The sequence below is a fragment of the Paraburkholderia sejongensis genome, from assembly GCF_020880815.1.
In the GTDB taxonomy this organism is placed as follows: Bacteria; Pseudomonadota; Gammaproteobacteria; order Burkholderiales; family Burkholderiaceae; genus Paraburkholderia; species Paraburkholderia sejongensis.
On the sequence record NZ_JAJITD010000032.1, the window covers coordinates 13,990 to 39,699 of the forward strand.

Consider the following 25,710-nt stretch of genomic DNA (forward strand, 5'->3'; position numbering starts at 1 on the left):
GCTACATCAGGCGCGCGGCGCGACCAGTTCATCGAGCTGCGCATCGTCGAGCGCGGGCAGCGAGATCGTGAAAGCGGTTCCCTCGCCCGGCGCGCTGACGACATCGACGCTGCCCCCATGGCGCGTCACGACGGTTTTGACGAAGGCCATGCCGAGCCCCGCCCCTCCCACTTCCGGCCGCTCCGCCTCGTGAAAGCGACGGAACCGTTCGAACAGCCCCGCCTGCTGTTCCTTCGGAATCCCATAGCCCTGATCGCGAATCGTGCATGACACGCGCGACGCCCCGGGCGTGCGCGCCGCCGTCCCGCTCGCGAAGCTGCACTCGATGCGCGTGTCGGGCGGACTGTATTTCACCGCGTTGTTCAGAATATTGACCAGCGCGCGTGTCATCAGCGAGCGGTCCGCGTAAATCCACCGCGCTTCATCGTCCTCGTTGCCGGTCTCGGTATGCAGCGCGATGCGCTTCGCGTGCGCCTGCGGCCAGACTTCGTCGCTCGCGTCGATCACAAGCTCGGTCAGGTTCAGCGGCTCGAGCACGTACGCCTGCGATTCGGCGCGCGCGAGCTGCACGAAGTCGTCGGCGAGGGTCAGCGCGCGTTGCGCATAGCGTTCGATGCGCTCGAGCAGATCGCGCGCGAGCACCGGCTCGGTGCGGGCGCGTTCGATCTCGACCAGCGCGATGATCGACGCCTGCGGCGAGCGCATGTCGTGCGACAGCAGCCGCAGTGCGTCCTCGCGCTGCCGCTCGGCGGCATGCAGCGCCGACACGTCGACGAGGCCGGCGATCCAGCCGGTCGTCTCGCCTTGCGCGTTGGTGCAGGTTGCATAGCGCAGCAGATGATCGCGCTCGTTCGCGTCGCGCACTTCCACGCCCTGCGCCATCAGCGCGGCGAACTCGTCGCGGGTCGGGTCGAGCAGCGCCGGCCAGTGCGCGTGCGCGTACAGGTTGCGCTCGGTGTCGGAGGCCGCGCCGACGTCGATCGTTTTGACCAGCGTCAGGCCGCCGAGCACGGTCTGCATCGGCTGGCCCTCCGGCAGCGGCGCGCCGAGTCGCGCGAAATGCGCTTTCGCCGCGTGGTTCGCAATCAGCACGATGCCGCGCAGATCGCTGACGAGGATCGGCTCGGGCACGCTGTCGAGGCTGTCCCACACGAAACGCTTCATGTCCTGCACCCGCTGCGCGGCGCGCGCCATCAGCGCCATATGCTGCTCGAGCACGTCGCCGCCGAACTCGCGGCGGCGCTGCGGGGTTTCCGGCAACAGATACGGCTCGTCCGCGAGGCGCTGCAACTCGCCGCGCAGATAGGCCATCGTCATTTCGAGGCGGCGCCAGTTCCAGATCGGATACACGATCATCACGCCGAGGATCGCCGGCACCGGCGAGATCCACAACCGCCCGATATCCAGCAGCAGCGCGCTGCCGGCCGCCGCGAGCAGCGCCAGCGCACCGGTCAGCAGCAGCGAGCGGCGCGGCGACAGCACCAGAAAGCCGGCCAGCAGCGCGGCGAGCGCCACCAGCGACACCGCAAACACGAGCCACGCCCGCACCGGCAGGATTTCGCGGCCGGTCAGCAGCGTATCGAGCACGTTCGCGTGAATGTACACGCCGGGCAGCGGACCGAGGTCGCCGGACACCGGTGTCGCGAAGCGGTCGTACAGGCCCGACGCGGTGACGCCGATCACGACGATGCGCCCGCGCAACTGCTCGGCCTGCACCTTGCCGGCCAGCACGTCGGCGAAGCTGAACTTCGGGTAGTCCTCCGCGTTGCGGCCGAACGGGATCAGGAAACGGCCCTCGGTGCCGTCGTCGCGCGCGTCCACCGGCGCGTCGGAACGGCGTGACGGTACCCCGCCGCGCAGTTGCAGTTTGCCGTGCTCGACCGCGTCGGCAACCAGCAGCATCAACTGCGGCCAGCGCGAGCCGTCGTCACCCTGGAAGCGCGCGACGCTGCGCACGATGCCGTCGGTATCGACCTCGAAATTGATGTGGCCCAGTCCGGCCGCCGCCTGCGCGAGCGGCGCGACGGGTTCGACCACCGTGTGCGCGCCGGTCGCGTCGGGCGGCGACAGCAGTACCGGCAGATAGGTCGGGCTCAGCGCGATTGCGTGGGCGAGCCCGGCGTCGTCGGCATTGGTCTCGGTGAACAGCACGTCGAACACCACGGCGGCGGGTTTGGCCTCGGCTAGCCGCTCGAGCAGCCGCGTATGGTCGCTGCGCGGCCACGGCCAGCGGCCGAGTTGCGCGATGCTGGCGTTGTCGATTTCGACTACCACGATGTCGGACAGCAACGGCCGGTTGCGCAGCGTCAGGAAGCGGTCGTAGGCGAGCTGGTCGATGCCGGCGCTAACCCGGCCGAACGACGTCAGCAGGATCACCACGATGCCCAGACAGCCGACGCCCACCCATTCGATCAGAAAACGCCGGCCGGCACGCCGTCCGAGACGGGCGCGCGGATCGAGACTCAAGCGAGGGGGAGTGGTCGGCAAGGGACGATCGGTTCGGGAGGCGATGACGGGCCGGCCGGCGCGTCATCGCGAATCTACCAGCGTCAGCGCGCCAGCGTAAAGGAGCGGACCGGCCCGGTCTTCTCGTAGAAGCGGCCGTTTTCGAACTGCTCGGCGACGATCGTCCAGTAGTAGACGCCGGCCGGCAGATCGCTGACCACCAGTTCGCCGCCCGACAGATCGGTACGGTCGATGACCGGATGGCTCAGGTCGGCGGTCTTTGCGAGCACGAAGCGGAACCGCGTAGGCACGTTGCTGTGGCTGACGAACCAGCGGAACTCGTAATCGCGGCTGCCCGGCCGTTGCGCCCCCGACGCATCGAGCCCAAGCTGACGGCGTTCGAACGCATAGACGCTCGGCAGGCCGTCGAGCCCGTGACTATCGGTCGACGCGATGCGCACGAAATACATGCCGTCGGGCAGATCGCCAAATTCGGCATGCGGCGCGTTCACGCGCTGGTCGCGCACGAGGTCGAGCTGGTCGGCGTCGTGCGAAATCTGCAGGCGGTAGCCGACCGCATGTTCGGCCGGCTTGACGTCGAACGTGACCGTCTTGCCGTCCTGCACGCGCGCCGGTTTGGCCAGCGCCGGCGCCGCCAGCAGTTCGACCGGGCTGCCGACCGAGGAGCCCGAGCGCGTAACGCTGCCGAAACTCGCCTTGACAAGTTGCTCGGACGCCTGCAGCGGCACGCCCTGTGCGGGGGCGGTGCTTTGGCCGCCCCGGCTGGCAGGATCGACGCCGACCGCGCCGTCGAGGACCGCCACTGCGGTGGTCTGGGTAGTGCCGTCGTAGTCGACCCGGAAACGCGTGCCGCGCACCCCCGCCACCACCGACGGCGAACGGATCTGGAAGCGATCGTCGCGCCGCTTCGCATGCGTGACCTGACTCTCGACTTCGCCGCGGCGCAAGTCGAAGATGCGGTCGCCGACGCCCGTCAGCACGGTGTGCCGTAGTTTGTCGATATTGAGTTCGCCGTCCTGCGCGACGGTCACGTAGGAACCGTCGGGCAACTCCAGCGTCGCGAAACCGTTCGGACCGGTGCGAATGCGATCGCCTTCGGCAAGCGTCTCGCCCGTCTTCAGCGGCAGATAGGGAGCCGTGCCGAATGCATGCTCGGCCGGACCGCTGGTCGCCACCACGCGCGCGGTGTCCTGATCCTGACGAAGCCGTTCGGCCGGCAAACGCAACACGAGGCCGGCCGGCATCCGGCGCGGCGCAGGCACGTGGTTCAGGCGGCTGAGCAGCGCCCAGTCGGTCCTATCCGCCATGTAGCGCTCGGCGATGTCGTACAGCGTGTCGCCTTCGCGGGTCGTGTACGACACATAGACCGGCGCCGCCTTCGCGCCGGCTTTGCCGCGCGGCTGCGCGAGCGCGCCCGCGCTCCAGCCCGCTGCACTGGTGGCGAGCACGCAGGCTGCCGCGAGCCATGCCGCCATGCGACGGCCCGGCATCGCGGCGCCGTTCGCCGCTGCCATAGCTGCGGACCGCGTCACGCGTCACCCGCCGCGGAAGCTTCGTTGTCGATGGCCGGCGGCGTATCCGATTCGATCCGCTCGAGACGATAGCCGTAGCCGTAGATCGGCGTGAGCCGGTAGCCGTGCTCCGGACGCAGACCGAGCTTGCTGCGCAGCATCGACACGTGCGTGTCCATCGTGCGCGACGGGATGTCGGTGGCCTGCTTCCAGATCACGTCGAGAATATGCGCGCGCGACAGCGGCCGGCTCAGATGCTGGAACAGCAGCAGCGCAAGCTCGAACTCTTTCTGGGTGACGGCGACCGTCGTGCCGCGTACGACCACGTGCTTGGCGCTCAGATCGAACTCGAATTCGCCGAACACTTCCTTGCTCGCCGGAGGCTTCAGGTAATAAGCGCGACGCAGCAGTGAGCCGACTCGGGCGAGCAGGACCGCGCCGGACACCGGCTTGACGAGGTAATCGTCGGCGCCGGTGTTCAGGATCGACGTGATGTCGGTTTCGCGGCCGCGGCTGGTCATGAACAGAACAGGCAGGCGCTCGGACAGGCTTTCGCGCACCCAGCGCAGCACTTCTTCGCCGGACATGTCGGGAACGTTCCAGTCGAGCACGAGCAGATCGAACGTCTGGCGGCGCAGCTGGCGCACCAGCTCGCGCCCCGCGCTGAACGCGTGACAGACGTGACCGGCCGCCGACAGCGTTTGGCAAACAAGATCGGCTTGAGCCGAATCGTCATCGAGGACTGCAATTCTCATAAAACCCCACAACGCAACAGCGCCTTTCGTAACTGGCGGCCGGCGAACCGGCAGACGACCGGGATGACGGTTTGAGCCGTCGATCCGGCTTCCCTAAAAACTCCGGCGGTTACTTTCTGACTAATGGTCCCTTGCCGTGCCCCCGTTTCGCGCTGCTTCGTGTGAAGCGCGAAAACAGCGCATATATGAAATCGACAGCGATTATGCGGGGCAGATCATCATAATCGAAAACCCTCTTTTTTCCGGCTGCCGTGTGTCGACAATCCGTGGCGATAAACCCTGGTTGAAAGCGGCTCACACATTTTTTTCTTGGCTTTTTCCTGCTCCTGCGGGTCGGGCCGTCCCCGCATAAAAGTCGTCCAGCATACTCAGACCCTTGCTGGGATGGCGTTTGGCCCCGTCCCTGTCTCCCGTTTCAGTGGCCCCGTCGGCGCCCCCGGATTTAACAATTTGCTGCGTAGTATAAGAATAGTCTCAAAATAAATCGTTTAAACATTGTCAGATTTCTGCATCAGATGTCATCGCATTTGATGCCTTCGGCATGCATTTAATTTGAGATAGAAATTTGCTCGAATGCAATACGGATCACGTGCCGATTTGGACGTTTGTTTGCTCAACAACAATTCGCGCCGTTGGGCTGGCGTGACGGCCTGGGCACCGAGTCCCGAAGAGACGCGCGAGACGCTGCGCAACGCAACGCTATCCTTTGCCGCCGCGGCCGTCGCGGCGGGCAAAAAAATACGGCGTTGCCCGACCAAAGGCAACGCCGCTACGAGGACTACACACGCTCGCCGGGGTCTAGCCGCACGAGTACCGCCACGTTAGCGCCGCCGAAAAACGCGCTCAAGATGAAAGAACTTCGTTTGTAACGGCCGGGCAAGTAGTTCTTACGCGCCATCGGACCGTCGCCGGCACGCAAGTCCCGCCCGGCGCGTGTCGGAATTTGGTCTGAACTGAAGCCGTCCCCGCGGCGCATTTACACAGCTAGACGTTTTGTTACAATCCGACCCTTTCTAGCGCCACAGCGCCTTTCGCGATGCCCGTCGCATCTTCGGCGCATCGTCAGCGCATCGCCTCGGCCTCGGGCATCGGCGCGAACAGCGCGTCGAGATCGTCGGCGGAAAACTTCGCGGCGCCGGCCGCGTCCTCGGCGAGAATGCTGTCGGCGAGACTGGCCTTCTGCTCCTGCAATTCGACGATCTTTTCCTCGATGCTGCCCGCCGCAATCAGCTTGTAGACGAACACCGGCTTGTCCTGCCCCAGCCGGTGCGCGCGGTCGGTCGCCTGATTCTCGGCGGCCGGATTCCACCACGGGTCGTAGTGGATCACCGTGTCGGCGGCGGTCAGGTTCAGGCCGACGCCGCCCGCCTTCAGGCTGATCAGAAACAGCGGCACCTCGCCCCGCTGGAAACGCTCGACCGGTGTCACCCGATCGGCGGTGTCGCCGGTCAGCATCACGTACGGGATCGCGGCTTCGTCGAGCGCGGCGGCGATCAGCGCGAGCATGCCCGTGAACTGCGAGAACAGCAGCACCCGGCGGCCCTCCTCGATCAACTCGGGCAGCATCGACAGCAGCAGGTCGAGCTTGGCCGAGCGCGTCCTCCGTTCGTGCTCGCCGGCGGCTGAACCGCCCAGCGCGCCGAGCAGCCGCGGATCGCAACACACCTGGCGCAGCTTCAGCAGCGCGTCGAGCACGATGATGTGACTGCGCGCGAGCCCCTGCGCGCTGACCGCCGCGCGCACCTTGTCCTGCATTGCGGTTCGCACGGTTTCGTACAGATCGCGTTGCGCGCCTTCGAGATCGACCGGGCACATGATCGTCGTCTTCGGCGGCAGCTCCTTCACGACCTCGTCCTTGCGACGGCGCAGCATGAACGGTCGGATCCGGCGCGCGAGCAACGCGCGGCGCACGTCGTCGCCGTTCTTCTCGATCGGATTGCGCCAACGCCGCGTGAAATCCTTCAGGCTGCCGAGAAAACCCGGCAACAGAAAATCGAACTGCGACCACAGCTCGCCGAGATGGTTTTCGAGCGGCGTGCCGGTCAGACACAGCCGATGCCGCGCGTGCAGTCCGCGAATCGCCTGCGCGGCCTTGGTGGAGGCGTTTTTCACGTACTGCGCCTCGTCGAGGATCAGCAGATGGTAGTCATGACCGGCGAGCACTTTCTGGTCGCGCCACAGCAATGCGTAGGTGGTCAGGATCAGCTCGTGTTCGCCGATCCGCTCGAAGCGCTCCTTGCGCTGCGGGCCATTGAGCACCAGCACCTTCAACTCGGGCGCGAAGCGCCGCGCTTCCTCGCGCCAGTTGTGCACCAGCGTGGTCGGCACGACGATCAGCGCGGGACGCACGAGCCGCCCCGCTTCCTTCTCCGCGAGAATGTGCGCGAGCGTCTGCACGGTTTTGCCGAGTCCCATGTCGTCGGCGAGCACGCCGGCCAGATCCTGTTCGCGCAGATACTGCATCCAGTTCAGCCCCTGGCGCTGGTACGCGCGCAACTCGGCCTTCAGACCGCGCGGCAGCGGCACTTCACGCAGACCCGGACCTGCCTGCAGACGGCGCGCGAGGTCACGGATCGACGCGTCGCCGCTGAATTGCCAGCGCCCGGTGTCGTTCAGCGCGTCGAGCCGGCCGGCGTCAAGCGCGGACACGCGCAACGGAGCACCGTCGGCGAGCGTGCCGCCCAGCGAATCGAACAGATCGACCAGCACGCGCACGACCGGCTTCAACCGGTCCGCGCGCAGCCGCAGCCGCTTGTTCTCGTCGGTCTTCAGCTCGATCGGCTCGGCGTCGCCGATCGTCTCGAGCGCGCCCGACAGCCAGCGCCGGTCGCGCCGGAACAGATCGGCGAGCAGCGGTTCGAGTCGCACGTTGCGCTCGCCGACGCGGATGCCCATCTCCAGATCGAACCAGCCGTCGCCTGCCTGCTGCGCGGTGCCGTCGATCGCGTCGATCTCGATCACGTTGTAGCGGAACCCGGGCGCCATCGTCACGCGCCAGCCGTTCGCGCTGAGCCGCGGCAGCGCATCGTTGACGAATTCGGACCATGCGTCGACGTCCGGCAGGCCGAGCAGCGTGTCGGGCAACTGGCGCGTTGCGTGGACACTGCGCGTCGGCACCTTCTGCAGACCGGTCTTGCGCAGTTCGAGCAGGCGCTTTTTCTCCGCCTCGTAGCGCCGGCGGATGTGGATCACGTCGCCGCCCGGCAGCGGCACCAGCGTCACGCTGCTGTCGGCGCTGATGCTGACGCCGTCGTAGTCGAAGCTCACGGCGGCCAGTTCGACCGTGCCGGGGTCGCGCGCCGGCGCGGCCTGCCCGTTCTTGCCGCGGGTCGGTTTCACCGCCTTCGCGGACTTCACCGCGCGAGACAGTTTCGTCGTCGCGGACAGCGCGTGGCTGTCGAGCGTCAGCACCGGCACCGGCTCGACATCGATCACACGCAGCGCGGACGCATCGTGGGTCGGCGGCAGCGGCAAGCCGGGCGCGATCTCGCGCAGCACGGAGGCGACGAGCGGCGCCTCGGCCAGCGAAATCGGCGGCATCGCGAGATAGTCGGGCAACTGCTGGAACGGCAGCGACAGCGGCACGATGCCCGCCTCGTGCGCGACCCCGTCGACGTACCAGACCGGCTCGGTCGGCAGCACCATGCTCGCGCGCGGTTCGGTGCGCAGCACCGGGCGCAGGCGTTGATCGGGCAGCGGCTCCCATTCGATGCGGCCGGGCCGGTCGGCGGCCCGCGCAAGCGGCGTCGGCCCGGCCTGACCGGGGGCGATGCCGAAGTCGCAGAACAGGCGCCCGGTCGCGATCAGTTTCTGCAACGTCTCGGCGCCGCTCGCGCCGCGCAGCACGAACTGGCCGAAATCCTCGCGCGAGCGGCCGAGCCACAGGCCGCGCAGGATCGACAGATCGTCGTCGGAAATAAAGCGCGGCTGGCGCAGCAACGCCGCCTCGACATCGGTCCAGCTGTCGCCGACTTCGACGATCGTGCCATCGGCGTCGCAGCGCGCGCGATGCAGCACGACTTCATGGCGCAGATGGAAGCTCGACCAGTTCAGCCTGTAAGCGAGCGTTTCGGTGCGCCCGCTTTGGCGCGGGCGCTGGTTCGCGCTCGCGGTATCGGCGGCTTCGGCCGCGCGGGCCCGTTCGCGAAACCGTTCCAGCCAGCTGACGAGTTCCGGGCGTACGCCCGGGGATGCAGAAGACGGCGCCGACCACGACGACCCGCTTCGCGCGTTGAGCGGGCGCGCTGCGAACCCGCGCTCTGCGTCCGCTCCATCGCTCCCGCCGCTGTCGACGCTGTCGGCCTGCTCATCCTGCACCCGCGTGATGTGATCCATCTCGTCGTGGTAGTCGAGCTCCGCAAGCAGCAGCGCGGCGACGTGCTTGCAGTCGCGCCCGACCGGGCAGGTACAGTCGCCTTGCGCCCACGGCGAGCCGCCGTCGGTGCGAAAGCTCACCCGCGTGCGGTACGGCTGCGGCCGCGACCCCTGCACGTTGCCCGACAGCGTCGAGCCATGCCATTTCACGTTGCTGACCGCGCCCACCGAGCGCGCCTTGGCGACGGTCCACTCACCGAGCCAGTCCGTAATCCTTTCCCGATCGAAGAAAACTGACGACATCCGCGTGCATTCCTGTTCAAGCCGGCGAAGGCAAGCACGGACGGGACAAAAACACGCGCCGGACGACGCTTTTCAGCAACGTCCGGCCCGCTCCGGCCGGCTGCCGTGTGCCTGTGGTAACCGGCCATTTTACGCGTGGGACGGCGATGGCCGCGCCGCCCTCAACGCCCGCCGCGCGCCATGCTGCTCCACACGCCGTCGCGCAAAATCAGCGCGTGCAGCAGCGCCGCCGCGAGATGCAGCAGCACCGTCGCGAACAGCGCGAACGCGAGCCATGTATGCAGCGCGCGCAGCAGCGCGAACAGCTGGACGTCGTGCGGCGCGATCGGCGGCAGATGCCACGAACCGGCGAGCGTGACCGGATAACCGGCCGCCGACAGCATCGCCCAGCCGATCAACGGCATCGCCAGCATCAGCGCATACAGCACGACGTGCGACGCCTTCGCCGCGAACCGCTGCAACGCCGGCATCTCGCGCGGCAACGGCGGACTGCCGCGCGTGACGCGCACCGCCAGCCGCACCAGCACCAGCGCGAGCAACGCAACGCCGAGCGGCCGATGCAGCGCGACCAGCGCATCGTGCGCGCGCGATACGGTCGCGACCATGCCGACGCCGATAAACAGCATCGCGACGATCAGCGGCGCCATCGTCCAGTGCAACAGCCGCGCGAGCGGGCTGAAATGAGTGCGCGCGGATTTCATGAATGCTCTCCGTTGTGTGCGCCGGCGACCGGCGTTTGATGGACCTCCGGATGCAGCGCCTCCTCGCGCGTGCGCCGTTTGAACGACAGCGCGTAGGCGGCCGAGCGCGCGGCCAGCAGCGGATCGTCGGACGGCGCGATGCCGGCGGGCAGGATCGTCGGATCGAAGTTGATGTCGCGGCAGGTGCCGTCTTCCTGCGAGGTCGTGCGCTCGAGCACCAGCGTGCCCGCGTCGATGCGCTGACGGTCGTCGGGCCATTGCAGCGTCGCGTCGTCGGTCGGGTCGCCCGCTTGCGCGACGGTCAGGATCAGGTGCCAGCGCAACGGTCCCTGTTGCAGCCGTTCATCGAGATCGGCGGCGAGGAAGTTCTTTGCGGCCTGCTGCGCGGCGCTGAGCGGCGCGTACGGCGTGTCGGGCACGACCGACCAGCGCACCGCGCGCGTGGTCCCATGCGCGTCGGTATACAGGAACGCGTTGATGCCGTAATACGCGGCGTTCGCGAGACTCGACGACGGCGCGTGCGCCTTCACCCAGCGCAGGAACGGCTGGGTCTCGGGATTGGCCGCGTAGAACGCCTGCAGTTTCGCCGGGTCCGGTTTGCCGGTTGCGGGATCGGGCTTCGCCGCGAGCAGTTGCTGGTAGAACTGCGCGGGCGTATGCACGACGAACAGCGGCGTCGAGTTCATGCCGGTGCGCCATTGTTCGCCGTTTTGCAGCCGGAACTGCAATGCGAGGCTGCGCACCGGCGAACTCGTATCGGGCGCGGACGGATTGCCGCCCGGCACCGCGAAGCGGCCCGACACCGGGGTGCGGCCCGGTGCGAACACCGCCGCGTGCGACAGCGCGGCGCCGTTGCCGTTGCTGTCGAAATAGCCTTCGACGCAGAGGCCTTTCGCGTGATTGCGTCGATAGCCGGGATGCGGGCCGGCGTTCGCTTCGAAGGTATCGATGATGCGCGGCGCGCTCAAACGCGCGGGAGTGAGCCAGCCCGCGGTGTACGCGAAGCCGCCCGCGAGCGCGAGCACGGCGGCGCCGATCACGGCTAGCCGGCACCGCACGCAGATCGGTCGCTCGCCGGACGGCGGCGTGGGAACGGAGGGTTGTGTCACGAGGACTCCTTACCGGATGGATCTGAGAATCAATCGACGAATGAAGCAACGTTCGGGTGAACACCCGATTCGACGATCTATTCCATCCGGCTCCGGCACGCGCGTTCATGCGAAGTCGCGCGCGCCGGTTGCCCGCGGGTTGCCTGCTGGCTGCAAAGCGCTGCTTCGATTCAATTCGCGCCCGCAGCCGGTGCGCCGGACGTCGCGACGCGGCTCGCGGCGGCTGCCGCCTGCGCGGCGAGCGCCTGTTTGCGCTGCTCGACCAGCGGCGCGAACATCGGGTTGACGTCCGGGTAGGACGCATCGGTGATGTAGTCGAGACCGTTCTGCTGCGCCTCGATCAATTCCTGGTACACCTGAGCACGGGTCTTGCCCTGCGCCAACGCGCCCGCCGAAGCGGTCGATGCGGCGAGAACGACGAAGGACAACGCGGCCAATGAGAACTTGTTCATGATCGACTCCTGTGAGAGTTGTGCGGGTTCGCATCGAGCAGAACCACCGCGCGGCGGCGTTTATTCCTGAATCGACCGCACGTGAAAAAGATCGTTTTCGGCGGGAATAAACGCATCCGCGCGGTGTTTGCCTTCCGATCGCCGCCCTCCTTCGACTACGCCTCACCATGACCTCGACCGATCACCCGTCCGGCGACTCGCCATCGGAAGCCGAGATTCAGGCTTACGCCGATGGCACGTTGACGCCCGAACGCGCGGCGGCGCTGCGCGACTATCTCGGCAAACATCCGGCGGAAGCGCGGCGGGTCGCGTTCTACGACCGGCTCAACGCACAGATCCAGGCGAGCTTTGCGAGCACCGACGAGCCGGACCCGGTGCCGAAGCGGGTCGGCAGCCGGCCGCGCGTGCACCGCAGCCGGCCACCCGTCAGCCGGGCGCGCCGCACGCTCGCGCTGTTCGCCATGCTCGCGCTGACGCTGGCGGCCGGCAGCGGCTGGCTCGCGGCGACCCAGGTCTCAGCGCCGGCGCTCGAGAACGCCGCCGTGATGGCGCTCGCCGAACTCAGCGCGCGGCCCTTTTCCGCCACCTCGCCGACGCAGGTCGATCCGGCCGCGCCGCCACTCGGCGCGATCGGGCTGCGGCTGGTCGGGCAACGGCTGCTGCAACTCGGCCCGCTGCAACGCGCGAACGAGTTCGTCTATCTGAACGGCGACCAGCAACCGGTGGTGGTGCTGTCGGCCGCGGCGCCGTTCGCGCGCGAGCAGCCGCAATGGTCCGCGCGCCGCGTCGGCGAACTGCGGCTGCTGACGTGGACCGCGCAGCGGCAACGCTTCGTGGTCGCGGGCAATGCGCGTACTCACGGGCTGATGCGCGCCGCCGACGTGATGACCGCGCGCTGACCGCAAGCGCAGCGCACGCTACGCGCAGCCCGAAACGCGACGGAATAAAATGCCCGCACAGGTGTTTGCTGGTCGAAGGCGCGATATGCGGGCCGCTTGCGCAACCGCAGCGCAACCGCACCGGCGCGCCTCCTGACCGACCGGACCAAGCCGATGCCGACCTCAAGCCCCAGAACCGGGACCCCTCATGGATGTGCGTGACGAATTGATGGAGCACGTGCCGCGTCTGCGACGCTACGCACGCGCGCTGATCAATAACCGCGAGCTCGCCGACGACCTCGTGCAGGACACGCTCGAACGCGCGCTCGCCCGCACCGGCCTGTTCCAGCCCGGCACCGATCTGCGCGCGTGGCTCTTCACGATCATGCACAACGTGTTCGCGAATCAGGCGCGCAAGGCGTCGGCGCGCGCGGTCCACGTCGCGGTCGACGACGACAGCATCGCCGAAAGCGAGCTGGCCGTGCCGTCCGCGCAGATCCAGTCGCTCGAAATGCGCGATCTCGACTACGCGTTGCAGCGGCTGCCGGTCGAACAACGCCAGGTGGTGCTGCTGGTCGGTCTCGAAGAAATGAGTTATGCCGATGTCGCGCTCGCGCTGAACATTCCGATCGGCACGGTGATGTCGCGCCTGTCGCGCGGCCGCGAGCGGCTGCGGGCGTTGATGGCCGGCACTCAGCCCGGAGCGAAATTACAGGTGGTGCGATGAGCGAGCCGCAAATGCCGATCGGCGAAGAAGATATCCACGGCTACGTGGACGGCACGCTGTCCAGCGAGCGCCGGACCGAGGTCGAGCGCGCGCTCGAACAGAATCCGGAGCTGGCCGCGCGCGTCAGCGATTATTTCTCGCTCAACAGCATGTTCCACGAGCGCTACGACCGCGTGCTCAACGAGCCGGTGCCGAAGCGCCTGCACAGCGGCGCGCCGCGGCGCGCGTGGAGCGCCGCAAACTGGCCGCGTTATGCCGCGCAGTTGGCCGGGATGGCGGCCGCAATGGTGCTGGGCATTGGAATCGGCATGCATCGCGGCGAGCTGATCGGGCCGGTCGCGATCGACACCGCCGATTTGGGTGTTGATCAGCACCTGGACCAGCAAGTCGGCCAGCACGGCGCTCCGCGTGTCGACTCGCGCGCCGACGCGCGCGCGGTCAGCGCGGACAGCGCTGAAGGCTTCGCGCGCCAGGCAGCGGTCGCGCACGTGGTCTACATGCCGTCGATCGAACGCCCCGGCGACATGAGCGCCGAGCACGAACAGGATTTCGTGCAGTGGCTCGCGAACCGGCTTGGCACCCAGGTGCATCCGCCGATGCTGTCGAAGAGCGGCTTCATGCTGTCGGGCGGCCGCCTGCTGCCCGGCGCCGATGGTCCGACCGCGCAATTCATGTATCGCGGGCCGAACGGCGAGCGGGTCACGCTGTGCATCTCGCATCGGCGCGAGAACGCGAACACCACGGCGTTCAAGCTGTATCAGGCCGGACCGGTCAACGTGTTCTATTGGGTCGACGGCGATTTCGGCTATGCGGTGTCGGGCGGGATCGATCGCAAGCAGTTGCTGCAGCTCGCGCATGACGTTTATGCGCAGTTGACCGGCGCGGCGCCGGGATAAGCGAGCCGGCACGCGCTATTCATGCGTGGCGGCCCGTTGCGCGAGTCTCAGGCAGCGGCGTCGTCACTAGCGCTCCCGCGCAATTCGCGCGGCGTCACCCCTAACAGCCGCCCCATCCAGTGCGCCATGTGACTCTGATGCGCAAAGCCGGTATCGAGCGCGATCCGGCTCGCGCTCAGGCGTCCTTGCAGCAGTAGCGCGCGGGCGCGCTCCACCCGGCGCTGCACCACGTATTGATGCACGGGCACGCCGAGCGTCTCGCGAAACAGCGCCTTGAAATGCGGCACGCTCAGCTGCGCGTGCGCGGCCAGGCTCTCCAGGGTCAGGCGCTGGTCGAGATTCGCGTCGATAAACTCGATCACCCGCGCGGCCGTGCGCGGCGCCAGCGTCCGGCGACGCTTGCCTTCCGCCGGCTCGCCGCCGATCAGCCGCACCAGCATCGCCGTGCCCAGACTTTCCGCGTACAGCGGATCGGACGCATCGTTCGCGTCGAGCTCCGCGCGCAGTGCCCACGCGAGATGCTGGAAGCGCGCATCGCGCATCTGGAAGCGGGGGCGCAGTTGCGCATCGGACGGCTTCGACGTCAGTTGTTCCAAGGTCCGTTGCGCGAAGTCGTCGGCGAACCAGACGCTGAAGATCGTGCAGGCCACCTCGTCGGTCCACTGTCCTTCGAGGCCGGCGGGGATCAGGTCGGCGTCGCCGTGCGTCTGGATGCGCGTGAGGCGCCGCGCATCGCACAGGCAGCGCGCGCTCACCGGTGCGCCGACGTGCACGCCGACGCGGTGATGGCGCAACGCCGGCAACCGGTGCAAGCCCGCCGACACGTTGACCAGTTCCGCGCCGAAGCCTTGCCAGCCGAGTCCGTTGCTGGAACGCACGGCGATGCGCGAACCGGTGTGCGGCGCGGGTGCGGGGATCGGGGTGACGGCGTTCATCGCGGGTCTCCTTGACGGCGGCGTGATTCGTGCATTGTGCGGGGTTTCCGGCGGTTTCGCTGAGGCCGGGAAGCTTCCTTATCGCCGGACCTCTGCTTCCAAAGAAAATCATCCGATTCCGCGCAACGCCATCCACGCGTGCGCGCTTTGCTCGCGCCGCGTCCCTACGATGACGTCATACCGATCATCGAGGAGCGCAATGTGTTCGTCATCTTTGGAGCTGCGGGACCTGTCGGCCGGGCCAGCGCGACTGCGCTGCGGCGCGCGGGCCATCCGGTGCGCGCGGTGGTGCGCGATCGAACGCAAGGCGCGGCGCTCGCGGCCCTCGGCTGCGACATCGCGCACGCGGACCTGAACGATGCGCAAGCGCTCGCGCGCGCAATCGATGGCGCGCACGCGGTGCAGTGGCTTTGCCCCGTGCCGCGCGCGCACGACGATCCCGCCGCCGCGATGCGCGCCACGATCGACGCGGGGATCGCCGCCTTCCACAAAGCCCCGCCGCCGAGTCTGCTCGCGCTATCGGACTACGGCGCCGAACAGCCGGAAGGCACCGGCATCACGACGCTGTTTCACTACCTCGAAACGCGCTTACGCGGCGCTGCGTCTTCGCTGACATTCCTGCGCGCCGCCGAACACATGCACAACTGGGCGCGCGTGCTGCCCGTCGCGCTCGAGCGAGGCGTGCTGCCGAGTTTGCACCATCCGCTCGACAAGCTATTCCCGACCGTGGCCGCGCGGGACGTCGGCGAACTTGCCGCGCAATTGCTGCTCGACGGCGCAACGCAAAGGCCCCACGCGACGCCGCGCATCGTCAGTGTCGAGGCCGCGCAGCGGGTGAGCGCGCTCGATGTCGCGCGCACGCTGCAAGAACTGTCCGGGCGGCCAGTCGCCGCTCACGCGGTGCCCCGTAACGAATGGAATGCGGTGCTGCACGGCGCGGGTCTGGGCGAGCGGCATGCGCGGCTGATCGTCGATCTGTACGACGCGCACAACGCGGGCCGCATCGACGTCGAAGGGGTCAGCGAGCGGCGCTTCGGGGCGACGACGTTGAAAGATGAGTTGGCGGCGCTGTTGCCGCGCGCGGCTGGTGTGGAAACGCGGGCGCGGAGCGTGGAATGAAATGCCGCTGACGCTAGCGAACAGCGTCAGCGGATTCCAGCGCGAATGCGAGGAAGCCGTGCACCGGCCTCCTCTGCACGCGTAAAGCAGGACTCGCTCAAGCGGTGAGAAACAGCCTTGAAGGTTCGATCGACCGAGGAGAGAAAGTATGCACACCTGCCCGTTGCGGCGTACGTTCATCGAGGTGCAAGCAAAACAATGCGGGCGTCGCAAAGCATCACGAGTATCGGTCACGTCGCCAGGCGAACCCGCGTCGCTAATTCACCCGAAGCCTCCGGGTGCCCAACGCGGGCTTTCCATCGCGGTAACCGTTGCGAATCTGCTCGGGTGGCGCGAGTTAGCAACTTTGCTCGACACGCTCCCGGACAGCAACGACGATTTCGGCCTGCCCTAAGTTTCAAGTTCTGAATACCGGACAGGCCGCAGCCGCTCACTCGTTCTCGTCGAAGTAATGCCCGAACTTGAGCTGCTTGGTGCGGATATAGCGCTCGTTTTCTTCGCGCATCGGAATCGCCAGCGCGACCCGTTCGCACACCGGAATGCCATGCTTCGACAGCGTGTCGAACTTCTCCGGGTTGTTGCTCATCAGCCGCACCGATGTGACCTTCAGCGTGCGCAAAATGCCCGCGGCCGAATCGTATTCGCGTGAATCATCGGGCAGACCGAGATCGAGATTGGCCTCGACCGTATCGCGACCCTGCTCCTGCAGCGCGTATGCGCGAATCTTGTTGGACAGTCCGATCCCGCGCCCTTCGTGCCCGCGCAGATACAGCAGCACGCCGCAACCCTCGGCCGCGATATAGCGCAGCGCGAGGTCGAGCTGCTCGCCGCAGTCGCAGCGATAGGAACCGAGCACGTCGCCCGTCAGGCACTCGGAGTGCAGGCGCGTGAGCACGGACGACTGGTTCGCGACATCGCCCATCACGAGCGCGAGATGTTCGGCGCCGCTGTCGACCACCCGAAACACATAGGAAGTGAAGGTGCCGTAGCGCGTGGGAAGCGTGGCGGTGGCGTCGAGAACGACACATTCGCCGGTGACGGCGCCGTCCGCTGCGGGCGATGAATCCTGAGACGTGAGCATGGCGTTGAACAATGGTGCTGACATGAACCCGGTCGCGCCGGGGATGAGGTGTGGAGTGCGAGTTTACCGCTAATCCGCATGCGATACGTGGATGCCCCTTCGCGGCGGCGGGAACCGCCAGGCAAAGCCGCCCGCGCCTCGCACCCGCGCCGCGGACCCGCCGCGCATCGTGCGCGCCCGCCCACGTATTCCCGGTGTACCGCGGCCACACGTCCCGCCTATACTTGAAGCGCCTGTCCCACACGACAGTGCGCCATGCCGGCGTACTGCACTGCGAAACGGAGCCGCTCCATGACAAGCGTTGCACAGCTTCTTAAAACGAAACCGAACCCCACCGGCGTGTACACGATCGGAGCCGACGATTCCGTCTACGAGGCGATCCGGCTGATGGCCGACAAGGGCATCGGCGCGCTGGTGGTCACCGACGGCGACCGCATCGCCGGCATCGTCACGGAGCGAGACTATGCGCGCAAGGTGGTGCTGCTGGACCGCTCGTCGAAGGCGACGCCGGTACGCGACATCATGAGCAAGGCGGTGCGCTTCGTGCGCCCGGACCAGACCACCGAAGACTGTATGGCGCTGATGACCGAGCGGCGCATGCGCCACCTGCCGGTCATCGACAACGAGCGGCTGGTGGGGATGGTGTCGATCGGGGACCTCGTGAAGAACATCATCGCGGAGCAGCAGTTCACGATCCAGCAGCTCGAGTTCTACATCCACGGTGAACGGCCCTGAGCCGGGAGCCCGGCCCTGCGACTTGCCACGCGGCAACCGACGCCCGCTGACGCGGACGCAAAAAAAGCCCAAACCTCGTAGAGCTTGGGCCAAGCTACCTTGCGGCAGCGGAGGTTCCTTCGAAAAGGAACTCAACGCGCGCACGACTAACTCCGATACCGGTTCAGTGGTGCGTCGCGCTGGATACGAAAAATCGGGTAATGCAAACGGAGTGCGCTGTTAATCGCGGCGCGCTCCGCTTTTTGCTGCGCGGACGGACGGCCCGCTGCGGCGCTTGCATCTGGAATCAGAAGCCACACGCGCCGGCGCCGCTGTCCAATCAGTTACCGAAATACACGCCGTGCGAGCCGGTCATTGGCTGGGCCACCGCGCCCGACTGCGTCGAACCGCTCATCGGCGCGCCGTAACCGCTGGTGTCGGCGACCGGCTGGGTCTGCGCGAGCGAGGGGTTCTGCGCCTGGACCCGGCGTTCAGCGGCCTGAATGTCGGCCGGGTAGTTCGTGTCGTTCGCCGTTGCCGGGCTGTAGCCGGCCTGTTCCAGCTGGATCAGCTCGTTACGCACTTGCGCGCGGGTGACGGGTTGCTGGCTCGACTGCGCGAACGATACGACCGGTGCGGCGAGGACGGCTGCAATAGCGACTGCCTTGATCAGCGATTTCATGATGACTTACCTCCAATCTGGTTTTATGTGCATCGCCGGCCACGTGTTGTGTCGAGCGAATGATCTGAGTCTAGTCACCGGACTCGCAAGGGAAAACCCTTAATTTCGAGATAGATAATTGTTCTCGTCGCAATAATTCGCGCTGCATTGCCGTCATCGTCCGCCGCAGCGTTGATTTCGCTGTAACAATTGTCGGCTTCGTAAATCTTGCGTCTGACATTTCCGCAATGGGTCTGAACTGAGCGAGTTTCGCCACAACACGCGGCAGGACAGCGCAAATCGCCCCGCGCACCCGTCGTGCGTTCAAGCTCCCGAATGCGGGACCAGTAACAGCTTGCGCGGGCCGCTGACGAATGCGCTGCCCGGCTCGAAGAATCGCAACGGCCGATGCATTTCGCGCGACAAGCCGATTCGCGTCGTCACCCCGAGCGGCGCGGTGTTGGTTTCGATCACGCCGATCCACAAGCCGCGCCCGCTGCACAGATCGCGGCCGTCGAACGCCTGGTCGATGCCGAATGCCGTCGTCAGCCGGCCGGGGCCGCGCGCGAGGTCGCGCAACGGCACACCCGGGCGGCGTGCTTCCATCAGCGCCAGTCCTTCCAGCGGCTCGATTGCCCGCAGCAGAATTCCGGCGCCGACCTCCTCCGCCTCGGCCGACATGTTCAGCATGTACGACACGCCATACGTCAGCCGCACGTATGCGTGACCACGCGCGAGAAACATCGAGCCGTTGTACGGCCGTCGGCCGATATACGCATGACTGGTCGAATCGCCGACCGGATACGCCTCGGTTTCGACGATGCGGCCGCTCAGACGCCCTTCGGGCAGATCGTGCACGAGGTATTTGCCGACCATGAAGCGCGCGAGTTCGATGGTGTCGACCGGCAGATCGGCGCGGCGCAACGGGCGAATCGGCAAAGGTTCGGATCGCATGGGGGAACGTCCTGACGCTGAGAATGGAAAAGTGAATAGCCGGCTTGCAGCGAGCCGCGAACGAGCCAAATCCGCAAGCATGAGACCAACCCGGCGCACGGGTCCAGCACCGCCACGAATCCCAAAATGTGGCCAAACAGACCCGCCGCCCGTGCCGTGCATGTCATCGCCTGTGAGCGATCGGCCCATTCGTTGTACCGACGCCGCACTTTCCCCGCGCGCAAAGGGCAACATGGCACTAATTGCTGTATCGTGTGTTTCCGGCCGTCAACACGGCCGTTTGCGCAGCGGGTCCGCCCGTCGAAGGACGGGCGGACCCGCTGCGCATTCCGGCTGAAGCAAACGCACGGCTGCCGTACCTGTTCCATTCAGATTGAATCCCGCTGTACCCGCTGGTGCATAAAACGTCCCCGTCCGGGGAGAGACATACTTAAGACAACAGGAGAAGTTCAATGAAAGCAATCAAGATGATCGGCGGCGCACTGATCGTGCTCGCATCCCTGAACGCATACGCACAAGACGCGGCTTCGGCGCCGGCAGCGGCGCCCGCGGCATCGGCACCGACCGCCAAGCAAACCGCCAAGGAAACTCGCGCGGCGAACCGCGCGCTGTCGCGCAAGGTCCGCGGCGTGCTCGCCCGCACGAAGGGCCTGACGGTCGGCAACATCACAGTGCGCGCACGCGACGGCGCGATCACGCTGGCCGGCTCGGTGCCGGAAGCAGCGCAGATCGACCTCGCGACCAACGCCGCGCAAGGCGTGCCGGGCGTGACCTCGGTGAAGAACGCGCTGACGATTCGCGCGATCGGCCAGTAAGCTGAACCCGCAGTAACGCAGCAAATTGGCGCCGATGCCGCAACCAGCGCATCGGCGCCACTTCAGGACTCGAGCTCCAGCCGGCCACGGCTTTCATGCAGCACGGTACTCGGACCGCCGCAAGCCAGGATTCCTCTGCGCCCCCGAAACCGCGATACTTTCCCACGCGCGACGTCCGTTCAGACGCCGGCGTCCCTTCCGCAGCACGATGCCCGCGCTCTCGAGCGCCGTTCGGACCCCACCGGTTCGCGTCGTCGCCCAGCAAGGCAAGCGGCTCCAGCGCAGCGCCCGCTCGATCATCGTTAGCCCTTATAATTTAACGGCTTAGCGTATCCTTTTGAGATATTGCTTCAGGTTCGTCCCAGATTGAAAAACAGGTGAGCGCCGGTTCGTCCGCCCTCCACACGCACCCAAGAGGAAGACCGCATGACTTCGCCCACGCCCGTGCTGCCCCGTTGGACCCTCGTCGTGCCATTCGTCGCCTGGATCGTGCTCGGCGCCGCCTATGCGGTGCCCGGCAACGCGCTGCTGCTCGCGGTGGTCGGCCTGGCGCTGTGCGCCGCGGTGTTTACCGCCGTCCACCACGCGGAAGTGGTCGCGCACCGGATCGGCGAGCCGTTCGGCACGCTGGTGCTGGCGGTCGCGGTGACCGTGATCGAGGTTGCGCTAATCGTCTCGGTGATGCTCACGTCGGGCCCGGAAAAGGCCGGTCTCGCGCGCGACACCGTGTTCGCGGCGGTGATGATCGTCTGTAACGGGATCGTCGGGCTGTGTCTGCTGGTGGGCGGCATCCGCCACCTCGAGCAGGACTTCCAGAGCCGCGGCGCGGCGGCCGCGCTCGCGGTGCTCGCGTCGCTGTCGGTGCTGACGCTGGTGATGCCGAACTTCACGACCACCAGTGCCGGCCCGATCCTGTCGAGTTCGCAACTGGCGTTCGCAGGGATTTCGTCGCTGGTGCTGTATTGCGTGTTCGTGTTCGTGCAGACCGTGCGCCACCGCGATTACTTTCTCGCCGGCGTGCCCGACGAGGACGTCCATGCCGATCCGCCCAGCGCCAAACACGCGTTGATCAGCGGCGCGCTGCTCGTGGTCAGTCTGGTGGCGGTGGTGCTGCTGGCGAAGGTGCTGTCGCCGGTGGTGGAAACCGCGGTGCTGAACGCGGGCGCGCCGCCGGCGGTGGTCGGTATCATCATCGCGGCGCTGGTGCTGCTGCCCGAGGGGCTCGCCGCAGTGCGCGCGGCGCGCGGCGATCGTCTGCAGACCAGCCTGAATCTCGCGCTCGGCTCCGCGCTCGCCAGTATCGGGCTGACCATTCCGACCGTCGCGGGCGTGTTCCTGTACATCGGTCAGCCGATCGTGCTCGGCATCAACGGCAAGGAAATGGTGCTGCTCGCGCTGACGCTGGTGGTCGGCACACTGACGCTTAGCACCGGGCGCACCACCATCTTGCAAGGCGCGGTGCATCTGTCGCTGTTCGCCGCCTATCTGTTCCTGTCATTCGCGCCTTGACCGGCGGCCAGCGCGGCGCGCGTGCCACGCGCGCGGCCCGCGCCGCCGTCCTCACTCTTCCCAATGCGCGACGATCCAGTCGCGAAACAGATTGAGCTTCTGCTGCTGCGCGACCGCGTCCGGACACACGAAGTAGTAGCGCCAGCCGGTCTTGAGCACCGTATCGAACGGCCGCACCAGACGCCGCGCGGCGACGTCCTCGTCGATCAGCGCGAGATCGCTGATCGCGACGCCGAAGCCCTGCGCGGCCGCATTGGTCGCCATGTCGAGCGTGTCGAAGCTCGGCCCCAGTTCGGCGTCGATCGCCGCCGCGCCCGCCGCATCGGTTTCCGCCACTTTCGCCAGCCACATCTTCCAGTCGCGATGATCGCGGGTCGGATGCAGCAGCGTGTGACGCGCGAGGTCGGCCACCCGCGCGAGCGGCTTGTCCTTCAGCAACTCGGGCGTGCAGACCGGCGTCAGATGCTCGTCGAACAGCGGCACCGCCTGCACGTCCGCGCCCGGCGACGACCCGTAGATGATCGCCGCGTCGAACGGCTCGCTCTGGAAATCGACGTCGTGTTGCCAGGTGGTCGTGATCTGCACGTGCAGGTCCGGATACTCGGACTGGAAACGCATGATCTTCGGCAGGATCCAGCGCATCACGCAGGTCGGCACCTTCAGCGCGAGATCGGTGCGCTGCCGCGTCAGGCGCAGCGACATCTCCTCGATCCGTCCGAAGCTTTCCTTGACGACCGGCAGCAGCATTTCGCCCTCGGCGGTCAGCGTCAGGCCCTTCGCGTGCCGCTTGAACAGCGGAAACCGGTAGTAGTCCTCGAGCGCGATGATCTGCCGGCTGACCGCGCCCTGGGTCAGGCACAGATGGTCGGCGGCGCGCGTGAAGCTGCGATGGCGCGCGACGGTTTCGAAAATCTGCAGCGCATTGAGCGGCGGTAGGCGTCGCATCGGTATTCCCAGGATCAGAAAAAGTCATTGGGCGGCGGGTACGGCTGCCGCCAAGCCATGAGCATACGTCATGCAACCCATGCGGATATTTCGATTGTTGCGGGATTTTGGCAAACCTACAGTGCGTCGACAGATGACGGATTCGTCACCGCTCACGCTCTCGACCGAGGAACAGACCATGAACCAGCGCCCCACCTCCCAACCGACCCGCCGCGCGCAGCCGCGCCGGGTGTTCGCCACGCTCGCCGCGACGCTCGCGATCAGCGCGCTCGGCGCGTTGGGCGCGCTGCCGTCGACCGCGCATGCCGACGCGCTCGACAACATCGCGAAGTCGGGCACCGTGCGCATCGGCGTGTTCGAGGACTATCCGCCGTTCGGCTCGATCGGCCCGGACATGAAACCGGTCGGCTACGACATCGACGTGGCCAATCTGATCGGCAAGGCCCTCAATGCGAAGGTCGAACTGGTGCCGGTCACCGGCGACAACCGGATGGCCTATCTGGCCGACCGCAAGGCCGACATGCTGCTGTCGGTCGGTCAGACGCCGGAGCGCGAAAAGGTGAACGACTTTTCGCAGCCGTACGCGCCGTACTACCTCGCGGTGTTCGGTCCGAAATCGCTGCAGGTGAAGAGCGCCGCCGACCTCGCCGGCAAATCGGTGTCGGTCGCGCGCGGCACGCTGGAGGACCTGAGCGTGACGAAGATCGCGCCACCGTCGGCGAACATCAAACGCTTCGACGATCCGAACGGCGCGATTTCGGCGTTTCTTTCCGGTCAGGCGCAGTTGATGGTGGTCGGCAACGACGTCGGCGCGACGATTCTCGCGCGCCATCCGGCCAACGATCCCGAACAGAAATTCTCGCTGTTCAGCTCGCCCGATCACGTCGGCCTGAACAAGAACGAGCCGCGCCTGAAGGCCAAGGTCGACGAAACGATCGCCAAGGCGCGCAAGGACGGCACGATGAACGCGATCTCGCAGAAGTGGCTGCGCGCGCCGCTGCCGGCCGATCTGTGAACGCTGACGCGCGAGCCGTCGCGCTCGCGCACGAATCCGAATCAACCATGAGCACGAGGCCATGAGCTACGCGTTCGATTTCAGCGGCTTCGGCCTCTATGCGGACATGCTGGTGCACGGCGCCGCGGTGACCCTCGGGCTCACCGCGGTATCGACGCTGCTCGGCGGCCTCGTCGGCATTGCTGGTGCGAGCATCGCGGCGGCGGGGCCGAAATGGGCACGCTGGCTGGTCGCGAGCTACGTCGAGCTGATCCGCAACACGCCGTTTCTCGTGCAACTGTTCTTCGTGTTCTTCGGACTGCCGACCCTCGGCATCCATATCGACGAAGTGCAGGCCGCGATTCTCGCGATGACCGTCAATCTCGGCGCGTATGCGACCGAAATCGTACGCGCCGGCATCGATTCGATTCCGCGCGGCCAGTTGCAGGCCGCGCAGGCGCTCGGTCTGCACAGGCGCCAGGTGTTTCGTCACGTGGTGCTGCCGCAGGCGCTCGCCAACGTGTTTCCCGCGCTGCTCGGCCAGGTGCTGATCGTGATGCTCGGCTCGGCGGTGGTGTCGCAGATCTCGGTGCCCGACCTGACCTACGCGGCGAACTTCATCCAGTCGCGCAATTTCCGCTCGTTCGAGGCCTATCTGATCATCACCGCGGTCTATCTGCTGATGTCGATCGTGCTGCGGCAATTGCTGAACCGTTTCGGCCGTGGCCTGTTCGCGGGCCGCGCCGCGCGTAGCAGCGGCAACGACAACGGCGCTGCGCCACGTAGATGGTGTCAGCGCCTGCTATGGCGCGGCGGCGCGCGCTCACTGCCGACGGAGCGCTGAGCATGGTCGAATTCACGCTGTGGGACATCGCCCGCAATCTGCTGCTGGCCGCTCGCTGGACCTTGCTGCTGTCGGTGATCGCGTTTGTTGGCGGCGGACTTGTCGGATTGCTGTTGCTCAGGCTGCGGGTGTCGCCGCTCGCGTGGCTGCGGCGCGTCGTCGTGCTGTACGTCGAGGTGTTTCAGGGCACGCCGCTGCTGATGCAGCTGTTTCTCACGTTCTTCGGTCTGCCGCTGCTCGGCATCGACGTGTCGCCGTGGACCGCGGCCGCGGTTACGCTGACGCTCTACACCAGCGCGTACCTGGTCGATATCTGGCGCGGCTGCGTCGAAGCGGTGCCGCGCGGCCAGTGGGCGGCGGGCGCGAGCCTGGGCATGACGTTCGGTCAGCAGTTGCTCTTTATCGTGTGGCCGCAGGCGCTGAAGATCGCGGTGGCGCCGACCGTCGGGTTTCTGGTGCAGGTCGTGAAAAGCACCGCGCTCGCGTCGATCATCGGTTTCGCCGAGCTGACCAAGACCGGCACGATGATCACCAACGCCGCGTTCCGGCCGTTTCCGATCTATGCGATGGTCGCGATGATTTACTTCGCGATGTGCTTTCCACTGACGTGGTATGCGCGGGTGCTGGAGAGGCGGCGGGGGGTTGGGGGTATGGATCGTCGGTGAAATGGTTCGGGTTCCGGTTGAACCCGGTCAACTCTGAGTGGACGAGATCGGGGGAATTGCTGTCGACCTCGCCTCGCGGTCGGTCTGGGTTTTCGTGGACGGCTGGGCGAAGCGGTAAGGCTGGTTTCGCGAGTCGATATCAGGATGGTTCGGCACGTTGCGACGTACCTCGTCGTGAGGTGATGCCGCCGGTGCGATGGTGACGGTCTGTTTCGTGGACATCTGCCGGCCGCGTACCTGGAACCTGTCCGCATTTTTGTGTGCGAGGCGGTTAGCGGAGTTACCCGCGTGCATTGGTGAAGCGCTCGCCAAACAGAATGGCAAACTGGTTCATGGCGGATGACCAGTCAAATGCGGCGCGT

General features: G+C 66.7%; 22 protein-coding genes. 10 read left to right on the top strand and 12 right to left on the bottom strand.

Annotation, left to right across the window (positions count from 1 at the left end):
- Positions 1 to 6: 6 nt before the first annotated feature.
- The 7 genes from LJ656_RS33920 to LJ656_RS33950 all read right to left on the bottom strand — a co-directional run bounded on the left by LJ656_RS33920 (position 7) and on the right by LJ656_RS33950 (position 11,611).
- The gene (locus LJ656_RS33920; protein WP_230513802.1) at positions 7 to 2,487 is read right to left on the bottom strand and encodes a CHASE2 domain-containing protein; all 2,481 of its coding nucleotides are present in this window, start codon (positions 2,485 to 2,487) and stop codon (positions 7 to 9) included.
- Between the two features lie 62 nt (positions 2,488 to 2,549).
- Entirely contained in the window at positions 2,550 to 3,980 is a 1,431-nt protein-coding gene (locus tag LJ656_RS33925; RefSeq protein WP_230513803.1) for a FecR domain-containing protein, read from the bottom strand.
- Positions 3,981 to 3,994: 14 nt separating this feature from the next.
- Complete coding sequence (locus LJ656_RS33930; protein ID WP_230513804.1) at positions 3,995 to 4,732, bottom strand: response regulator transcription factor; 738 nt, start codon at positions 4,730 to 4,732, stop codon at positions 3,995 to 3,997.
- A gap of 1,062 nt (positions 4,733 to 5,794) precedes the next feature.
- A complete protein-coding gene (locus LJ656_RS33935; protein WP_230513805.1) occupies positions 5,795 to 9,349 on the bottom strand; it encodes a DEAD/DEAH box helicase in 3,555 nt (1,184 codons plus the stop codon).
- A gap of 161 nt (positions 9,350 to 9,510) precedes the next feature.
- A complete protein-coding gene (locus LJ656_RS33940; protein WP_230513806.1) occupies positions 9,511 to 10,050 on the bottom strand; it encodes a cytochrome b in 540 nt (179 codons plus the stop codon).
- Positions 10,047 to 11,159: a catalase family peroxidase gene (locus LJ656_RS33945; RefSeq protein WP_230513807.1), complete on the bottom strand. Its 1,113-nt coding sequence runs from the start codon at positions 11,157 to 11,159 to the stop codon at positions 10,047 to 10,049. Before LJ656_RS33945 ends, LJ656_RS33940 begins: the two co-directional genes overlap by 4 nt.
- A gap of 170 nt (positions 11,160 to 11,329) precedes the next feature.
- A complete protein-coding gene (locus LJ656_RS33950; RefSeq protein ID WP_230513808.1) occupies positions 11,330 to 11,611 on the bottom strand; it encodes a DUF4148 domain-containing protein in 282 nt (93 codons plus the stop codon).
- A 167-nt stretch (positions 11,612 to 11,778) separates the two neighbouring features.
- Between LJ656_RS33950 and LJ656_RS33955 the strand changes: the two genes are divergently transcribed.
- The 3 genes from LJ656_RS33955 (at position 11,779) to LJ656_RS33965 (ending at position 14,112) form a co-directional block, all read left to right on the top strand.
- The gene (locus LJ656_RS33955; protein WP_230513809.1) at positions 11,779 to 12,510 is read left to right on the top strand and encodes an anti-sigma factor family protein; all 732 of its coding nucleotides are present in this window, start codon (positions 11,779 to 11,781) and stop codon (positions 12,508 to 12,510) included.
- A gap of 187 nt (positions 12,511 to 12,697) precedes the next feature.
- The gene (locus LJ656_RS33960; RefSeq protein WP_230513810.1) at positions 12,698 to 13,216 is read left to right on the top strand and encodes an RNA polymerase sigma factor; all 519 of its coding nucleotides are present in this window, start codon (positions 12,698 to 12,700) and stop codon (positions 13,214 to 13,216) included.
- Entirely contained in the window at positions 13,213 to 14,112 is a 900-nt protein-coding gene (locus tag LJ656_RS33965) for an anti-sigma factor family protein (RefSeq protein WP_230513811.1), read from the top strand. The genes LJ656_RS33960 and LJ656_RS33965 overlap by 4 nt, the downstream gene beginning before the upstream one ends.
- Before the next feature lie 47 nt (positions 14,113 to 14,159).
- Here the strand turns inward: LJ656_RS33965 and LJ656_RS33970 are convergent, their stop codons facing one another.
- Entirely contained in the window at positions 14,160 to 15,047 is an 888-nt protein-coding gene (locus tag LJ656_RS33970) for an AraC family transcriptional regulator (RefSeq protein WP_230513812.1), read from the bottom strand.
- Between the two features lie 201 nt (positions 15,048 to 15,248).
- Here LJ656_RS33970 and LJ656_RS33975 point away from each other — a divergent pair, with 201 nt between their 5' ends.
- Positions 15,249 to 16,166: an NmrA family NAD(P)-binding protein gene (locus LJ656_RS33975; RefSeq protein ID WP_230513813.1), complete on the top strand. Its 918-nt coding sequence runs from the start codon at positions 15,249 to 15,251 to the stop codon at positions 16,164 to 16,166.
- A gap of 430 nt (positions 16,167 to 16,596) precedes the next feature.
- Here LJ656_RS33975 and ribA read toward each other — a convergent pair whose 3' ends face one another.
- Positions 16,597 to 17,247, bottom strand: a complete 651-nt coding sequence (gene ribA, locus LJ656_RS33980; protein WP_062127657.1) for a GTP cyclohydrolase II — start codon at positions 17,245 to 17,247, stop codon at positions 16,597 to 16,599.
- A 291-nt stretch (positions 17,248 to 17,538) separates the two neighbouring features.
- On the opposite strand from ribA, the gene LJ656_RS33985 reads away from it, so the two are divergent.
- On the top strand, positions 17,539 to 17,982 hold the full coding sequence (locus LJ656_RS33985; protein ID WP_230513814.1) for a CBS domain-containing protein: 444 nt from the start codon (positions 17,539 to 17,541) through the stop codon (positions 17,980 to 17,982).
- Between the two features lie 319 nt (positions 17,983 to 18,301).
- Here the strand turns inward: LJ656_RS33985 and LJ656_RS33990 are convergent, their stop codons facing one another.
- Together LJ656_RS33990 and LJ656_RS33995 are read right to left on the bottom strand one after the other, a co-directional pair.
- Positions 18,302 to 18,643, bottom strand: a complete 342-nt coding sequence (locus tag LJ656_RS33990; RefSeq protein ID WP_230513815.1) for a DUF4148 domain-containing protein — start codon at positions 18,641 to 18,643, stop codon at positions 18,302 to 18,304.
- Positions 18,644 to 18,946: 303 nt separating this feature from the next.
- Positions 18,947 to 19,576, bottom strand: a complete 630-nt coding sequence (locus LJ656_RS33995; RefSeq protein ID WP_230513816.1) for a DNA-3-methyladenine glycosylase — start codon at positions 19,574 to 19,576, stop codon at positions 18,947 to 18,949.
- Between the two features lie 452 nt (positions 19,577 to 20,028).
- On the opposite strand from LJ656_RS33995, the gene LJ656_RS34000 reads away from it, so the two are divergent.
- On the top strand, positions 20,029 to 20,391 hold the full coding sequence (locus tag LJ656_RS34000; protein WP_230513817.1) for a BON domain-containing protein: 363 nt from the start codon (positions 20,029 to 20,031) through the stop codon (positions 20,389 to 20,391).
- 426 nt (positions 20,392 to 20,817) lie between these two features.
- Positions 20,818 to 21,900, top strand: a complete 1,083-nt coding sequence (locus tag LJ656_RS34005) for a calcium:cation antiporter (RefSeq protein ID WP_230513818.1) — start codon at positions 20,818 to 20,820, stop codon at positions 21,898 to 21,900.
- A 51-nt stretch (positions 21,901 to 21,951) separates the two neighbouring features.
- Here the strand turns inward: LJ656_RS34005 and LJ656_RS34010 are convergent, their stop codons facing one another.
- A complete protein-coding gene (locus LJ656_RS34010) occupies positions 21,952 to 22,845 on the bottom strand; it encodes a LysR substrate-binding domain-containing protein (protein ID WP_230513819.1) in 894 nt (297 codons plus the stop codon).
- A 178-nt stretch (positions 22,846 to 23,023) separates the two neighbouring features.
- Between LJ656_RS34010 and LJ656_RS34015 the strand changes: the two genes are divergently transcribed.
- The 3 genes from LJ656_RS34015 (at position 23,024) to LJ656_RS34025 (ending at position 25,348) form a co-directional block, all read left to right on the top strand.
- Complete coding sequence (locus tag LJ656_RS34015; RefSeq protein ID WP_230513820.1) at positions 23,024 to 23,860, top strand: transporter substrate-binding domain-containing protein; 837 nt, start codon at positions 23,024 to 23,026, stop codon at positions 23,858 to 23,860.
- Positions 23,861 to 23,921: 61 nt separating this feature from the next.
- On the top strand, positions 23,922 to 24,683 hold the full coding sequence (locus LJ656_RS34020; RefSeq protein ID WP_230513821.1) for an amino acid ABC transporter permease: 762 nt from the start codon (positions 23,922 to 23,924) through the stop codon (positions 24,681 to 24,683).
- A 2-nt stretch (positions 24,684 to 24,685) separates the two neighbouring features.
- Positions 24,686 to 25,348 (top strand): amino acid ABC transporter permease, encoded by a 663-nt coding sequence (locus LJ656_RS34025; RefSeq protein ID WP_230513822.1) that lies wholly within the window; start codon positions 24,686 to 24,688, stop codon positions 25,346 to 25,348.
- Positions 25,349 to 25,710: the final 362 nt, after the last annotated feature.

Bases quoted from the DNA above. Each gene is read 5' to 3' on its own strand.
- LJ656_RS34005 (WP_230513818.1), top strand. From the start codon at position 20,818: ATGACTTCGCCCACGCCCGTGCTGCCCCGTTGGACCCTCGTCGTGCCA.
- ribA (WP_062127657.1), bottom strand. From the start codon at position 17,247: ATGCTCACGTCTCAGGATTCATCGCCCGCAGCGGACGGCGCCGTCACC.
- LJ656_RS33955 (WP_230513809.1), top strand. From the start codon at position 11,779: ATGACCTCGACCGATCACCCGTCCGGCGACTCGCCATCGGAAGCCGAG.
- LJ656_RS34000 (WP_230513817.1), top strand. From the start codon at position 20,029: ATGAAAGCAATCAAGATGATCGGCGGCGCACTGATCGTGCTCGCATCC.
- LJ656_RS33965 (WP_230513811.1), top strand. From the start codon at position 13,213: ATGAGCGAGCCGCAAATGCCGATCGGCGAAGAAGATATCCACGGCTAC.
- LJ656_RS33960 (WP_230513810.1), top strand. From the start codon at position 12,698: ATGGATGTGCGTGACGAATTGATGGAGCACGTGCCGCGTCTGCGACGC.
- LJ656_RS33940 (WP_230513806.1), bottom strand. From the start codon at position 10,050: ATGAAATCCGCGCGCACTCATTTCAGCCCGCTCGCGCGGCTGTTGCAC.
- LJ656_RS34015 (WP_230513820.1), top strand. From the start codon at position 23,024: ATGAACCAGCGCCCCACCTCCCAACCGACCCGCCGCGCGCAGCCGCGC.
- LJ656_RS33985 (WP_230513814.1), top strand. From the start codon at position 17,539: ATGACAAGCGTTGCACAGCTTCTTAAAACGAAACCGAACCCCACCGGC.
- LJ656_RS33950 (WP_230513808.1), bottom strand. From the start codon at position 11,611: ATGAACAAGTTCTCATTGGCCGCGTTGTCCTTCGTCGTTCTCGCCGCA.
- LJ656_RS34020 (WP_230513821.1), top strand. From the start codon at position 23,922: ATGAGCTACGCGTTCGATTTCAGCGGCTTCGGCCTCTATGCGGACATG.
- LJ656_RS34025 (WP_230513822.1), top strand. From the start codon at position 24,686: ATGGTCGAATTCACGCTGTGGGACATCGCCCGCAATCTGCTGCTGGCC.
- LJ656_RS33930 (WP_230513804.1), bottom strand. From the start codon at position 4,732: ATGAGAATTGCAGTCCTCGATGACGATTCGGCTCAAGCCGATCTTGTT.
- LJ656_RS33995 (WP_230513816.1), bottom strand. From the start codon at position 19,576: ATGCGATCCGAACCTTTGCCGATTCGCCCGTTGCGCCGCGCCGATCTG.
- LJ656_RS33935 (WP_230513805.1), bottom strand. From the start codon at position 9,349: ATGTCGTCAGTTTTCTTCGATCGGGAAAGGATTACGGACTGGCTCGGT.
- LJ656_RS33970 (WP_230513812.1), bottom strand. From the start codon at position 15,047: ATGAACGCCGTCACCCCGATCCCCGCACCCGCGCCGCACACCGGTTCG.
- LJ656_RS34010 (WP_230513819.1), bottom strand. From the start codon at position 22,845: ATGCGACGCCTACCGCCGCTCAATGCGCTGCAGATTTTCGAAACCGTC.
- LJ656_RS33925 (WP_230513803.1), bottom strand. From the start codon at position 3,980: ATGGCAGCGGCGAACGGCGCCGCGATGCCGGGCCGTCGCATGGCGGCA.
- LJ656_RS33990 (WP_230513815.1), bottom strand. From the start codon at position 18,643: ATGAAATCGCTGATCAAGGCAGTCGCTATTGCAGCCGTCCTCGCCGCA.